The 12,975-nt window shown below is 62.7% G+C and carries 12 protein-coding genes and 3 pseudogenes; 3 read left to right on the top strand and 12 right to left on the bottom strand.

Features of this window, described 5'->3' with window-relative positions:
- Positions 1-6 precede the first annotated feature (6 nt).
- Together HX812_RS18010 and HX812_RS18015 are read right to left on the bottom strand one after the other, a co-directional pair.
- A complete protein-coding gene (locus HX812_RS18010; RefSeq protein ID WP_038845120.1) occupies positions 7-219 on the bottom strand; it encodes a hypothetical protein in 213 nt (70 codons plus the stop codon).
- A 42-nt stretch (positions 220-261) separates the two neighbouring features.
- Positions 262-525: a DUF2790 domain-containing protein gene (locus tag HX812_RS18015; protein ID WP_038845122.1), complete on the bottom strand. Its 264-nt coding sequence runs from the start codon at positions 523-525 to the stop codon at positions 262-264.
- A gap of 224 nt (positions 526-749) precedes the next feature.
- On the opposite strand from HX812_RS18015, the gene yegQ reads away from it, so the two are divergent.
- The gene (gene yegQ, locus HX812_RS18020; RefSeq protein WP_038845124.1) at positions 750-2,063 is read left to right on the top strand and encodes a tRNA 5-hydroxyuridine modification protein YegQ; all 1,314 of its coding nucleotides are present in this window, start codon (positions 750-752) and stop codon (positions 2,061-2,063) included.
- Here the strand turns inward: yegQ and HX812_RS18025 are convergent.
- From HX812_RS18025 to HX812_RS18045, 6 genes and pseudogenes are all read right to left on the bottom strand, one after another.
- Complete coding sequence (locus tag HX812_RS18025) at positions 2,060-3,262, bottom strand: pyridoxal phosphate-dependent aminotransferase (protein ID WP_038845126.1); 1,203 nt, start codon at positions 3,260-3,262, stop codon at positions 2,060-2,062. The two genes, yegQ and HX812_RS18025, sit on opposite strands and share 4 nt — an antisense overlap.
- On the bottom strand, positions 3,259-3,918 hold the full coding sequence (locus tag HX812_RS18030; RefSeq protein ID WP_038845129.1) for an RraA family protein: 660 nt from the start codon (positions 3,916-3,918) through the stop codon (positions 3,259-3,261). Before HX812_RS18030 ends, HX812_RS18025 begins: the two co-directional genes overlap by 4 nt.
- A complete protein-coding gene (locus tag HX812_RS18035; protein WP_038845131.1) occupies positions 3,915-4,583 on the bottom strand; it encodes an RraA family protein in 669 nt (222 codons plus the stop codon). The genes HX812_RS18030 and HX812_RS18035 overlap by 4 nt, the downstream gene beginning before the upstream one ends.
- Before the next feature lie 102 nt (positions 4,584-4,685).
- Positions 4,686-5,507, bottom strand: coding sequence for a methyl-accepting chemotaxis protein (locus tag HX812_RS32425; RefSeq protein ID WP_371318422.1), 822 nt, complete (start codon positions 5,505-5,507; stop codon positions 4,686-4,688).
- A 36-nt stretch (positions 5,508-5,543) separates the two neighbouring features.
- A pseudogene (locus HX812_RS32430) lies at positions 5,544-6,365 on the bottom strand (cache domain-containing protein); the annotation flags it as partial.
- Between the two features lie 65 nt (positions 6,366-6,430).
- The gene (locus HX812_RS18045) at positions 6,431-7,750 is read right to left on the bottom strand and encodes a Na+/H+ antiporter family protein (protein WP_161630234.1); all 1,320 of its coding nucleotides are present in this window, start codon (positions 7,748-7,750) and stop codon (positions 6,431-6,433) included.
- A gap of 587 nt (positions 7,751-8,337) precedes the next feature.
- Here HX812_RS18045 and HX812_RS32435 point away from each other — a divergent pair.
- Positions 8,338-9,408: pseudogene (locus tag HX812_RS32435) on the top strand (HAMP domain-containing protein); the annotation flags it as partial.
- Between the two features lie 276 nt (positions 9,409-9,684).
- Positions 9,685-10,266 (top strand): annotated as a pseudogene (locus tag HX812_RS32440) (methyl-accepting chemotaxis protein); the annotation flags it as partial.
- 25 nt (positions 10,267-10,291) lie between these two features.
- On the opposite strand, the gene HX812_RS18055 reads toward HX812_RS32440, so the two are convergent.
- The 4 genes from HX812_RS18055 to HX812_RS18070 are packed head-to-tail and all read right to left on the bottom strand — an operon-like array spanning position 10,292 to position 12,889.
- Positions 10,292-11,611: a sensor histidine kinase gene (locus tag HX812_RS18055; RefSeq protein ID WP_038844941.1), complete on the bottom strand. Its 1,320-nt coding sequence runs from the start codon at positions 11,609-11,611 to the stop codon at positions 10,292-10,294.
- Entirely contained in the window at positions 11,608-12,276 is a 669-nt protein-coding gene (locus tag HX812_RS18060) for a response regulator transcription factor (RefSeq protein ID WP_038844943.1), read from the bottom strand. Before HX812_RS18060 ends, HX812_RS18055 begins: the two co-directional genes overlap by 4 nt.
- A complete protein-coding gene (locus HX812_RS18065) occupies positions 12,276-12,587 on the bottom strand; it encodes a PepSY domain-containing protein (RefSeq protein ID WP_038844944.1) in 312 nt (103 codons plus the stop codon). The genes HX812_RS18060 and HX812_RS18065 overlap by 1 nt, the downstream gene beginning before the upstream one ends.
- Entirely contained in the window at positions 12,587-12,889 is a 303-nt protein-coding gene (locus HX812_RS18070) for a PepSY domain-containing protein (RefSeq protein ID WP_038844946.1), read from the bottom strand. The genes HX812_RS18065 and HX812_RS18070 overlap by 1 nt, the downstream gene beginning before the upstream one ends.
- Between the last annotated feature and the right edge of the window lie 86 nt (positions 12,890-12,975).

Raw genomic sequence — 12,975 nt, forward strand, 5'->3', positions numbered from 1 at the left:
ACGGTGTCACGCCGTCTGGTGGTCCAGCGCCTGGCCGAGCGGTGTGCGGCGGCTGCCGTCCTCTACCAGCAGGTCATGGCCGGCGGCATGTTGCACCGGCGTCAGTTGGAAGCAGGTGCTGGCGGCGCAGCTGCTTTTCTCCACGGCGGCGTTGGCGTGCATGGCCGTGCCGGCAAGGGCAAAGGCGGTGGCGGTCAAAAAGCGGGTCAGGTGGTTCATGGCAGTCTTCCTGTGGCAAACAATGGGAGGGGACAGCGGGACTCAGTTATCGCCGACGCAACCGTCGCCGAACTTGAGGTAATCGAGCACCTGGGTCTTGTCGTGGGAGTCCAGGTAGGTCATGCGCGCATTCACCACGCCGCAGGTGGACTTGGAGTCCTGGCTCATCGATACCACTTGCTTGATGTCCAGGTGCGTGCCGTAGTTGTAGGTCTGAGCGGTAACGGCGGCTTCGGCGCGGGCCGACAAGGTGCAGATGTTCAGGGCGGCAAACAGGCAGGCGGCGTAGATGGCTTTGGTGTTCATGGTGGTTGACTCCAGGTTCTCAGGGTTGGAGGCGGTGTGCCTCGTTGGAATCAATTAAAAGCCCCTGAGGTATCGCGCCTGTGTCGGAAAACCGCGCGGATAAATCGATACGTATCCACAGCCCCTGCCGATACACAGCGATACAAAAAGCCCAAAGGACGACCTGGATCAATAAACCGCCCTCGCCGCTCGGCTACCTTCGCGACCTTTTGCGACCCGTGCCCATGCCCCCCATCCTCGCTCCCGAACTGCTCGCCCCCGCCGGCACCCTGAAAAACATGCGCTACGCCTTTGCCTACGGCGCCGATGCGGTCTACGCCGGCCAGCCGCGCTACAGCCTGCGGGTGCGCAACAACGAATTCGACCACGCCAACCTGGCCCTTGGCATCCAGGAAGCCCACGCCCTGGGCAAGCGCTTTTATGTAGTGGTGAACATCGCGCCGCACAACGCCAAGTTGAAGACCTTCCTCAAGGATCTGGCACCGGTGATCGCCATGGGCCCGGACGCGCTGATCATGTCCGACCCTGGGCTGATCATGCTGGTGCGCCGGCATTTCCCCCAGATGCCGATCCATCTGTCGGTGCAAGCCAACACGGTGAACTGGGCCAGCGTGGAGTTCTGGCAACAGCAAGGGATCTGTCGGGTGATCCTGTCGCGGGAATTGTCGCTGGAAGAGATCGACGAGATCCGCCAGCAGGTGCCGGCCATGGAGCTGGAAGTGTTTGTGCACGGTGCCTTGTGCATGGCCTATTCCGGGCGTTGCCTGCTCTCGGGCTACATGAACAAGCGCGACGCCAACCAGGGCACCTGCACCAATGCCTGTCGCTGGAAGTACCAGGCCACCCCGGCGGTGGAAAACGCCACGGGGGATATCGTCCAGCAATATCAGACGACCCTGGGCATTGGCGCGCCCACCGATCAGGTGTTCCTGCTACAGGAAGCCAACCGCCCCGATGAACAGATGCCCGCCTTCGAGGACGAACACGGCACCTACATCATGAACGCCAAGGACCTGCGCGCCGTGCAGCACGTGGAGCGCTTGACCCAGATGGGCGTGCATTCGCTGAAGATCGAAGGCCGCACCAAGTCGCACTTCTACTGCGCGCGCACCACCCAGGTGTATCGCCAGGCCATCGATGATGCGGTGGCCGGTCGCGCCTTCGACCGCACCCTGATGACCGACCTTGAATCCCTGGCCCAACGCGGCTACACCGAAGGTTTCCTGCGCCGCCATGTGCACGATGAATACCAGAACTACCAGAGCGGCAGCTCCGTGTCAGAGCGCCAGCAGTTCGTCGGCGAGCTGACCGGCGAACGCCGGGGCGAGCTGGCCGAGGTCAAGGTGAAAAACCGTTTTGCCGTGGGCAATCACCTGGAATTGATGACCCCTGCCGGCAACTTCCACTTCGACCTGGCCACCTTGCACAACGCCAAAGGCGAAGCCATCGACGTCGCGCCGGGGGATGGGCACACCGTGTATGTGCCGCTCCCGGCGCAGATGGACCTGCGCTTTGGCTTGCTGATGCGCGACCTCTAACGCGTCGCCGCGCAGAACCGGTGGATCGCCGCGCAGGCCTGGCGCAACGAATCGTCATCCAGGGCATAGGCGATGCGCAGGTACGGCGCCAGGCCGAAGGCGCTACCGTGCACCACGGCCACGTTGGCTTCGTCGAGCAAGGCGTGGGCGACGTCCTCGTCAGTCTCAAGCAACCTGCCAGCGGCCGAGGTGCGTCCCAGTAGGCCAGCGCAAGAAGCAAAGGCGTAGAACGCGCCGCTCGGGCTGATGCATGCCAAGCCAGGCGTGGCGTTGAGCAAGGACACGACCAGGTCGCGGCGCCTCTGGAAGACCGCCCGTGATTGGCGGATAAAGTCCTGTGGCCCGTTCAAGGCAGCAATGGCGGCATGCTGGGAAATCGCGCTGGCCCCCGAGGTCTGCTGGCCCTGGAGTTTTTCCATGGCCTCCAGCAGCCAGCGCGGGCCGGTGGCGAAGCCGATGCGCCAGCCGGTCATGGCGTAGGCCTTGGAGACGCCGTTCATGGTCAGCACCCGAGGCGCCAAACGCGGCTCTACCTGGGCCAAGGTGTGGAAGGCCTGGCCGTCGAACAGCAGATGCTCGTAGATATCATCCGCCAGCACCATCACATGGGGATGCTTGAGCAACACGTCGGCCAGCGCCTGCAATTGCGGGCGACTGTAGACGGCGCCCGTCGGGTTGGACGGGGAGTTGAGGATCAGCCAGCGGGTGCTGGGGTTGATCGCCTGGTCGAGCGCGGCCGGGGTCAGTTTGAAGCCGTCCTCGGCGCTGCACGGCACAATCCTCGACGTGCCGCCACACAGCTCGACCATCTCCGGGTAGCTGACCCAGTATGGCGCGGGCACGATCACTTCGTCGCCTTCGTTGAGGGTGGCGGCGAGTGCGTTGTAGATCACATGCTTGCCGCCGTTGCTGACAAGGGTGTCTTGCCAGGTCACCTCCAGGCCGTTTTCGCGACGGAACTTCTCCGCCACCGCTTCGCGCAGGGCCCGCACGCCAGCGACCTGGGTGTAGCGCGTAAGGCCATTGCGGATCGCTTCGATGCCGGCCCGGCGAATGTGCTCCGGCGTATCGAAGTCTGGCTCGCCAGCGCACAACGAGATAATGGTTTCGCCTTCGGCCCGGCGCGCGGCGACGCGGTCGATGATGCGGTAGGTGGCGGACGGTTGCGCCTGGGCCAGGCGCTTGTTCAGGGTATTCATGAGCCCTTCCTCTGCAAGGTGTGATAACCCAGGGATTCACGGGCCTGCTTCAGCGTCTTGCCCGCCTCGATCTGCGCGCGGATCTGCGATTCCACCGTTTCGATCTGCCGTGCCACCTGCGCCACCTCAGCGGCACGGGCGCGGGGCACCACCAGTACGCCATTGGCGTCGGCAACTACGATGTCCCGGGCGCACACGCGGGTTTCGCTGATTGCCACCGGCTGGTTCACCGACAGCACTTCGACGCGGTCCTTGCCGGTGCGCATGTAGCGGCCGCGGGTGAACAACGGATAGCCATCGCCCAGGGCTTTGCTGACGTCACGGCACACGCCGTCGATCACCGTGGCGGCTATCCCGCGCGCGCCGGCGTACTGGGTCATGATGTCGCCCCACACCGTGCAATCGGTGCGCCCGGCGTTGGCGATGACCACCACATCCCCTGGCAGCACGTCTTCGATAAAGTCGCCCACCGAGCCCGGTGGCGTGTTGGCCGGCACGTATTGCACGGTAAATGCCGGGCCCACGACGGTGCCACGGTAGTTATCCAGCGGCGCAATGCCCAGGCATTGGCCGGGGATGCCCAGCTTGTCCATGGCATCCGAGACGCCAGGGGTGTCCAGCCCTTCGAACAGGGCGACCAACTGTTGATCGTTCATCGGGCAGACTCCACGCGGATGGCTTCGAATTGGCTGTCGTGCATCACGTCGGCGACCGAGCGGCCGCTGCGCACGGCGTCGACCATGCCGGCTTCACGGGCGGCGATGCGCTCGCCCAGGTCGAGCACTTGCTCGATCACCGCAGCCGGGATAAACACCGTGCCGCAGCGGTCGGCGATCACGAAGTCATCTTGCGCGACGTCAACACCGCCTACGTTGAGGGTGACGCCGGAGTCCACCTGCACCACACGGTTACGCGCGCTGATCATGGTCACGCCACGGCCGTACACCGGATAACCAATGGACGCGCTGCCGTCGATGTCACGGCTGAAACCGTCGATCACCGAACCCCGGATATGTTTGGCGACGGCGGCGTTGGCGATGATGTCGCCCCAGCAGGAAATGCCATCGATCCCGCCGGCAATCACCAGCACGCGGTCATCGGTGGTAATCGCGTCGATCACCGGGGAAATCAGGTGCGCCGTGGGCGCGTCATCGGTCTTGGGGGCCAGTTTGACCGTGCTGGCCCGGCCGACCACTTTGGGACAGTCCCACAGCGGCCGGATGCCGACCACCGCGCCCGTCAGTTGCAGGAAATCCAGTGCGTCGGAAACCGTGTTGGTATCGAGTTCAGCCAGGCGCTGAAGCGGGTCGACAAGTGACATAAGATGAGCCCCTGTTGTGGTTGGGGCTCAAGTCTCACTGAGGGGCGGTGATCGGTATATTCGTATTAACGTTAGGCAAACATACGTTTTACCTATGAAAGATCAGATGCGGAACTGGCCGACCAACTGCCCCAGGCGCTGGCCCAGATCCGCCAGGCTGCGAGAGGTCTGGGCGCCCAGTTGGGTCTCATCGGCCACGCTGTCCACCGCCACGGCAATCTGATGCACGCTGCGGTTGATCTCTTCGGCCACGGCGGTCTGCTCCTCGGCGGCGCTGGCAATCTGGGCGTTCATCGAATTGATGGTGCCGATCAACTGGGCCATGGTGTCCAGAGACGCCCCGGCTTCGTTGGCCTGGGCCGAGGTGCCGTCGCCGGCATCGCTGGAACGGCGCATGGCCTCCACCGCCGCCTCGGTGCCTTTTTGCAGGCGATCGATCATGCCCTGGATTTCCTGGGTGCTGGTCTGGGTGCGACTGGCCAGGGCGCGCACTTCATCGGCGACGACCGCAAAACCACGCCCGGCCTCCCCTGCCCGCGCCGCTTCGATGGCGGCGTTGAGCGCCAGCAGGTTGGTCTGCTCGGCGATAGAACGGATCACGCTGAGCACACTGACGATGGAGGACACGTCCTGCTGCAGGCTGTCGAGGGACACACCGCTGTTACGGATGTCGTTTACCAGCGCATGGATCTGCGCAATGCTGCCGTCCACCACACGCTTGGCGGCCTGCCCTTCGGCGTCGGTCTGTTGGGCCGCGACCGAGGCACCCTGGGCACTGCGCGCCACTTCTTGCGCAGCCGATGACATCTCATTGATCGCGGTGGCGACCTGATCGGTCTCGTGGCGCTGGCGTTCCATGGCTTGTTCGGAACGCTGGGCCTGGTCGGAGACCTGGCTGACCAGCCCGGTGAGTTGGCTGGTCATCTCGGTGATCTGGCGCACCAGCCCGTGGATCTTGTCGACAAACCGGTTGAACGCGCCTGCCAAGTCGCCCAGCTCGTCCTGACTGGTGATGGCCAGGCGGCGGGTCAAGTCACCTTCGCCGGCGGCGATGTCGTCGAGGTTGGCTTTCATCAAGTGCAGCGGACGCAGGATGGTATTGGCCAGCAGCATGCCCACGGCCGCGATCACCAACAGCACCACTACCGCCACGCCGAGAATGCTCAGCAGCACGCCCTCCATGCGTTTCTGCACCTTGGCTTCGACCACCGCCACCTGGGCTTCAATGCCGTCCAGGTTCACCGACGTGCCAATGACCATGTCCCATTTCGGCAGGTATTCGGTGTAGCCAAGCTTGGGCACCAGTTCGGTCTGGCCCGGCTGGGTCGAGCTGTATTGCAGGTAGTGGGTGCCGTCCTTGCCGACCTTGACCAGGTCGCGATTGACGTACACGCCATTGGGGTCGCGGTTGTCCTTGAAGCTCTTGCCCACGCCGTCGGGGCTGTTGCCCTTGAACAGGCGGATGGTCTCGGAGTCGTAGCCGAAGAAGTAGCCGTCCTTGCCGTAACTGGTGTTCGACAAGAGCTTGACCACCTGGCCACGCGCGGCGGTGTCGCCGGGTGCGGCCGCGTCGTAGAGCGGCTTGATGGTGGTCATGGCCACTTCGACATAACTTTGCAGCGTGGCCTTGGCGTCATTGAGCAGGCGCTGGCGGGTTTCATCCACCTCGTTGCGCGCCTGCCCCTGCAGGATCCACACGGTGGTCAGGCTGATGACCACGGCGAACAGCAACACCGGCACTACGGCGAGGGACAGTACTTTGGCCTTGAGGCTCAGACGCATGGCTTTTCTCTCTCTTATTAGTGGCGACTGGAGAGGTTATCGGCCGGTTACGCTGAACCTGTAGATCAGAGGGTCATCGCCGCCAGCCAGCCAAAGGCCAGCAACGGAATGTTGTAATGCAGGAACGTCGGCACCACCGTGTCCCATATATGGTGATGCTGACCGTCGACATTCAACCCGGAGGTCGGGCCGAGGGTGGAGTCCGAAGCGGGCGAACCGGCATCACCCAGCGCACCGGCCGTGCCGACGATGCACACGATGGCCACCGGGCTGAAGCCCAGTTGCACGCACAGCGGCACAAAGATCGCGGCCAGGATCGGCACGGTGGAGAACGACGAACCGATGCCCATGGTCACCAACAGGCCCACCAGCAACATCAACAACGCGCCCACGCCACGGTTATGGCCGATGAACGCCGCCGAGGTTTCCACCAGCGAGCGCACGTCGCCCGTGGCCTTGAGCACTTCGGCAAAGCCTGACGAGGCGATCATGATGAAGCCGATCATCGCCATCATCTTCATGCCTTCGGTGAACAGGTCGTCGGTGTCGCGCCAGCGCACGATGCCCGACACCGAGAAGATCAGGAAGCCGGCCAGGGCGCCGATGATCATCGAGTCCAGCCACAGCTGAATGATGAACGCCGAGGCAATCGCCAGGCCGGCCACCAGCAGGGTCAGTGGGTTGTAGTGCACCGCCACTTGCTCGACGCGCTCGATTTTCTCCAGGTCGTACACACGTTTCTTGCGGTAGCTGATAAACACTGCCACCAGCAGGCCCACCACCATGCCCAGCGCCGGCAGGCTCATGGCGTGGGTGACGTTGACCTGGCTGATGTCCACGCCGCTCTTGGCCACGTTGGCCAGCAGGATCTGGTTGAGGAAGATATTGCCAAAGCCCACCGGCAGGAACATGTAGGGCGTGATCAGGCCGAAGGTCATCACGCAGGCGATCAGACGGCGGTCCAGTTGCAGCTTGGTCAGTACGTACAGCAGCGGCGGCACCAGCAACGGAATGAACGCGATATGGATCGGCAGGATGTTCTGCGAGGCAATCGCCACCACCCACAACAGGCCGATCAACAGCCATTTGACGTGATTGCCGCCGCTGGCTTCCTGACGGTCCACCAGCAGCAGCGCCTTGTCAGCCAAGGCATGGGCCAGGCCGGATTTGGCAATCGCCACGGCGAAAGCGCCGAGCAAGGCGTAGGACAATGCCACGGTTGCACCACCGCCCAAGCCGCCGTTGAAGGCTTTGAGCGTGGCGTCGATGCCCAGGCCACCGGTCAAGCCACCCACCAGGGCGCCTACGATGATGGCGATGACCACATGCACGCGGGACAAACTGAGCACCAGCATGGTGCCGACCGCGGCAATGACTGCGTTAATCATGGTTACCTCAAGCAGAAAAACAAAAAAACAGGCATGCCCGCGCCCAGGCGGCCATGGGGTGGCAGCCAGCGTGCAGGCTTGAAGGAGGTCTTATTAGAGGGCGCGCACTTTGCCGGACGCAGGTTCACATGTCAAAAAACGGACCTTTGTAGTGAGCAGCTTTCTGTGGTGAGCGAGCTTGCTCGCGCTGGGCTGCGCAGCGGCCCCAAAAAGGGCGGGAGCGCTACGCACTCCAGCGCGAGCAAGCTCGCTCACCACAGAAACGCCCTCTCCACAAAAGCAGGTTTAAATTGATTGTTTGAATAAAGAAAACTCCAAAACCGCCGATATAGAGCCTCTATGTGTTTTCAGGTAAGGATGTACCTATGTCGCTTAGACAGCTCTCCATTCAATGGAAAATCACCCTGCTCGCCGGCCTCTGCCTGCTGGGAATCGTGACCCTGCTGGTGGGTCTGTCGTTGTATCGCATGGAGCAGAGTTCGCAGCAGGTCAAGGCGTCCAGCATGCAGATGCTGGATGAAGCCGCCCAGGCGCGCATCGAGGCCCAAGGCGAAGTGCAGGCATTGGGCATTCGCCGCCAGTTCATGGACGCCTATCAATACGGTCACGGTTTTTCCCGCCAGGTGCTGTTCTTGCGTGAGCAGGCCGAGAAGCGCTTTCTCGATGCCTTCGACACCCGCGAAGACCTGACCCGCCAGGTCAAGGCCGCGTTGCAGGCCAACCCGGATTTGCTCGGCCTGTCCCTGGTGTTCGAAGCCAATGCCCTGGACGGCAAGGATGAGCTGTTCGCCGGCCAGGCCGAGCTGGGCAGTAACGACAAAGGTCGCTTCGCCTTGTACTGGTCGCAGCCGACACCCGGCAAGCTGGAGTCGATGGCGTTGCCGGAAAGCGACATGTCCGACACCCGCGTCGGCCCCAGCGGTGAAAAGGCCAACGCCTGGTTCACCTGCCCACGCAGCACGCTCAAGCCGTGCGTGATCGAACCGTATTTCTATAGGATCAACGGGCAAAATGTGCTGATGACCAGCATCGTCTTCCCGTTGATGGTCAACGGCAAAGTCATCGCCTCGCTGTCAGTGGACATCAACCTCAACAGCCTGCAGGCCGTGAGCCAACAGGCCAGCCAGAAGCTGTACGACGGCCAGACCCAGGTCAGCATCCTCAGCCCCACCGGTTTGCTCGCCGGCTACAGCCCGGACGCGAGCAAGCTCAGCCAGCGCCTGGACCAAGTTGATACAGCCAACGGCACGCAATTGATCAGCGCCCTGGCCAGCAGCACGCAAATCCGTAGCCTGCGCACCGACCACCAACTGAAGGTACTGGCACCGTTTGCGCCAATCCCGGACGGCAAGCCGTGGGGCGTGTTGCTGGATGTGCCGGAGAAAGTCCTGGTCGGCCCGGCTGAAGCGCTGAAGGCTCAGATGGACGCCGATAACACCAGTGGCACCCTGCTGGAACTGGGCCTTGGCCTGCTGGCTGCGGTGGTCGGCTTGATCCTGGTGTGGTTGATGGCCCGCAGCGTGACCCGCCCGATCCTCGGCGTGGCCCACATGCTCGAAGACATCGCCAGCGGCGAAGGCGACCTGACCCGACGCCTGGCCTACGACAAGCAGGACGAGCTGGGCCAACTGGCTGGCTGGTTCAACCGCTTCCTCGACAAACTGCAACCGATCATTGCCGAGGTGAAACGCTCGGTGCAGGACGCCCGTGGCACAGCCGATCAATCCGCTGCGATTGCCACTGAAACCAGCGCCGGCATGGAGCAGCAATATCGCCAGGTCGACCAGGTGGCCACCGCGTCCCATGAAATGAGCGCCACTGCCCAGGATGTGGCGCGCAGCGCTGCCCAGGCCGCACAAGCCGCCCGCGACGCCGACCAGGCCACCCGTGATGGCCTGAAGGTGATCGACCGCACTACGCGCAATATCGGCGAGTTGGCGGCCGACATGAGCACGGCCATGACCCAGGTCGAAGGCCTGGCCGCCAACAGCGAAAAAATCGGTTCGGTGCTCGAAGTGATTCGCGGCATTGCCGAGCAGACCAACCTGCTGGCCCTCAATGCCGCCATCGAAGCCGCCCGCGCCGGTGAGGCCGGCCGTGGCTTTGCGGTGGTGGCCGACGAAGTGCGCAACCTGGCACGGCGAACCCAGGAGTCAGTAGAAGAAACCCGCCTGGTCATCGAACACCTGCAAAGCGGCACCGAAGAGGTGGTCGGTTCCATGGGCAACAGCTATCGCCAGGCCCAGGGCAGTGTCGAACAGGTGGGGCAAGCCGTGACGGCGCTGCGCCAGATTGGCGATGCGGTGACAGTGATCAGTGACATGAACCTGCAGATCGCCAGCGCCGCCGAAGAACAAAGCGCCGTGGCCGAGGAGATTAACAGCAACGTGGCAACCATTCGCGATGTGACCGAGTCGCTGTCGGAGCAGGCGAATGAATCGGCAAGGGTGAGCCAGGCGTTGAACAGCCTGGCGAATCAGCAGCAGGGGTTGATGGATCAGTTCAGGGTGTGATCAGCCGCTTGTCGAAGCGACAGGCTTATCCCTGGCGCTTCGGCAATTCGATCAGCACTTTGAGCCCGCCCAACTCGCTTTCCTGCAACTGCAGCACCCCGCCCCACACCTCGACGATATCCCGCACGATCCCCAACCCCAGGCCATGACCATGGATCTGTTCATCCAGGCGCGTGCCACGGCTGAACACCTGGTCACGCTGGGTTTCCGGAATGCCGGGGCCATCATCTTCTACCGCCAACAAGTAGCTGTGCTCGGCCTCGGTAACGGTCAAGCGTACCTCGGCATCTGCCCATTTGCAGGCGTTATCCAATAGATTGCCAAGCAACTCCAACAGGTCTTCTCGGTCCCAGGGCAGCTGCAAGCCGGGCGCGGCGTGGGAGCTCAGTTCCAGGTGTTCGCCGTGGATCATGTTGAGGGTAGCGAGTAGGCCGGGCAGTTCTTTTTCGCAGTCGAACAGCGCGCCCGGCAGGGTTTCCCCGGCCAGGCGCGCACGGTTGAGCTCGCGGTTGAGGCGGTGCTGCACCTGCTCAAGGTGATCGCGCAACAGCTTGCCCAGCTCGGGATGATCCTTCAGCGCGTCGCTCGAAGCGGCGCTCAACAGCACCGCCAGCGGGGTCTTGAGGGCGTGGCCGAGGTTGCCCAGGGCATTGCGTGAACGCTTGAGGCTGTCTTCGGTGTGAGCCAGCAGGTGGTTGATCTGCGCCACCAGCGGCTCCAGTTCCAGTGGCACCTGGGTGTCGAGCTGTGAGCGCTGGCCCTGTTGCAGCTGGGCGATCTGGTTACGCGCGGTTTCCAGCGGGCGCAAGGCGCGGCGCACGGTGATCCGTTGCAGGATCAGCACCAGCAGCAACGCCGCCAACCCCAACACCAGACCGATCTGACGCATCAGGCGAAAGCTTTCCCGCACCGGCGTGTAGTCCTGCGCCACGCTGATGGAGATTGACTGGCCGAAGCGTTTGTAATCCTCGCGCAACACCAACAGTTGCTGGCCTTCCGGCCCCAGTTGCAGGTTGCCCTTGAGTCCCGCCTCGGGAAGATGCGGCAGGTCCTGGTCCCACAACGAGCGGGAGCGCCAGTGCTTATCGGCAAAATCGATACGGAAATAGTGCCCCGAAAACGGCCGTTGATAGGCCGGCGACAGGCGTTTCTCGTGCAATTGCAAACCTTCAGGGCCACGTACCAACGCCACCAACAAGCTCTCGCTGTCGTTGCGCAAGCCGGCTTCCAGATAGCGCTGCAACCCTGTTTCGAACAACCACAGGCTGGTTTGCGCCAGCGCTACGCCGACGACCACCATCACGCTGACCAGGCCCAGGCTCAGGCGCCGCTGGATTGACCTCATGCGCCGCTGGCGCCAAACCGGTAACCCTGGCCGCGCCGGGTCTCGATCACACTGCGGCCCAGCTTGCGACGCAGGTGGTTGACGTGGACTTCCAGCACATTGGAGTCGCGCTCGGTTTCGCCGTCATACAGATGCTCGGCCAGGTGGCTTTTCGACAGGATCTGTTCGGGGTGCAACATGAAATAACGCAGCAGGCGGAATTCGGCGGCGGTCAGTTGGATCTCCGCGCCATCGCGCAGCACGCACTGACGGCCTTCATCCAGATGCAGGCCGGCGGCCTGCAGGGTCGGTTGATTCGCATGACCGTGGGAGCGGCGCAACAGCGCCTGGATGCGCAGGTGCAGTTCCTCGGGGTGAAAGGGTTTACTCAGGTAATCATCGGCGCCAGCCTTAAGCCCTTCGATGCGCTCGGCCCAGGAATCGCGAGCCGTGAGGACCAGCACCGGGATGGCCAGCGCGGCGGCACGCCATTGCGCCAGTACCTCAAGCCCAGGCAAACCCGGCAGGCCCAGGTCAAGAATGATCAGGTCATAGGGTTCGCTACGCCCCTGGTACGCGGCGTCGCGACCATCGGCGAGCCAATCGACGGCATAACCCTGGCGTTGCAGCCCGGCCAGCAGTTCATCGGCCAGGGGAACGTTGTCTTCCACCAAAAGCAGGCGCATCAGTCTTCCTCGTCTTTGATCAGCACACCCGTGGATGCGTCCAGCTTGATCTCGCGCACCACGCCGTCGGCGGTGACCAGTTCCACTTCATAGGCATATTTACCGTGCTTTTTTTCAAGCTCGGCCTCCAGCAGACGCGAGCCAGGGTGACGCCCCATGGCCTGCTCCAGCAACTGCTCCAACGGCAAGATGATCCCCTGCTGGCGCAGTGCCAAGGCCTCGTCCTGATCAAGATTGCGGGCAGCCAGACTTGAGCAAAAAACCAGGAGCACCAACGCCACTCGACTGCCGGTGTTTAAATTTACCTTCATTACGTTTCCTGATGATTCTTGAGAACCTGCCCAGTGAGCGCGTCCAATTCAATCTCCCACTCGATGCCGTTGGTGTCTTCCAGTTCAACTTGGTAAAGGTACTTGCCGTACTCTTCGTCCAGGTCGGTATCCAGCAGCGTCGAGCCTGGATGCAGGGCCAAGGCCGTGGCTTCCAATTGATCAAAGGCGACAATAGTAACAGTGGCAGGCACTTTCAGTGGCTTGTCGGGGTCCACGGCTCGGGCCTGGGTCGCCGTGAGAGCGATGATACCGGCGGCGACCAGCACTGTGAGGCGCTTCATGGAGAGTCTCCGTTTCAAGATTTTTCCTACGTCCGCCACCGTACCGTCTGCAACTTAACTGAAACTGAATTGCCACCATGGCAATT

Origin of the sequence: Pseudomonas sp. IPO3749 (assembly GCF_013386605.1) — a bacterium.
Classification (GTDB): domain Bacteria; phylum Pseudomonadota; class Gammaproteobacteria; order Pseudomonadales; family Pseudomonadaceae; genus Aquipseudomonas; species Aquipseudomonas azotoformans_A.

What these genes read in the sequence shown, in the direction of transcription:
- HX812_RS18025 (WP_038845126.1), bottom strand. Translation starts at nt 3,262, where the DNA reads ATGAATACCCTGAACAAGCGCCTGGCCCAGGCGCAACCGTCCGCCACC.
- HX812_RS32425 (WP_371318422.1), bottom strand. Translation starts at nt 5,507, where the DNA reads ATGACCAGCCAACTCACCGGGCTGGTCAGCCAGGTCTCCGACCAGGCC.
- HX812_RS18030 (WP_038845129.1), bottom strand. Translation starts at nt 3,918, where the DNA reads ATGAACGATCAACAGTTGGTCGCCCTGTTCGAAGGGCTGGACACCCCT.
- HX812_RS18055 (WP_038844941.1), bottom strand. Translation starts at nt 11,611, where the DNA reads ATGAGGTCAATCCAGCGGCGCCTGAGCCTGGGCCTGGTCAGCGTGATG.
- HX812_RS18010 (WP_038845120.1), bottom strand. Translation starts at nt 219, where the DNA reads ATGAACCACCTGACCCGCTTTTTGACCGCCACCGCCTTTGCCCTTGCC.
- HX812_RS18060 (WP_038844943.1), bottom strand. Translation starts at nt 12,276, where the DNA reads ATGCGCCTGCTTTTGGTGGAAGACAACGTTCCCCTGGCCGATGAACTG.
- HX812_RS18015 (WP_038845122.1), bottom strand. Translation starts at nt 525, where the DNA reads ATGAACACCAAAGCCATCTACGCCGCCTGCCTGTTTGCCGCCCTGAAC.
- HX812_RS18070 (WP_038844946.1), bottom strand. Translation starts at nt 12,889, where the DNA reads ATGAAGCGCCTCACAGTGCTGGTCGCCGCCGGTATCATCGCTCTCACG.
- yegQ (WP_038845124.1), top strand. Translation starts at nt 750, where the DNA reads ATGCCCCCCATCCTCGCTCCCGAACTGCTCGCCCCCGCCGGCACCCTG.
- HX812_RS18035 (WP_038845131.1), bottom strand. Translation starts at nt 4,583, where the DNA reads ATGTCACTTGTCGACCCGCTTCAGCGCCTGGCTGAACTCGATACCAAC.
- HX812_RS18065 (WP_038844944.1), bottom strand. Translation starts at nt 12,587, where the DNA reads ATGAAGGTAAATTTAAACACCGGCAGTCGAGTGGCGTTGGTGCTCCTG.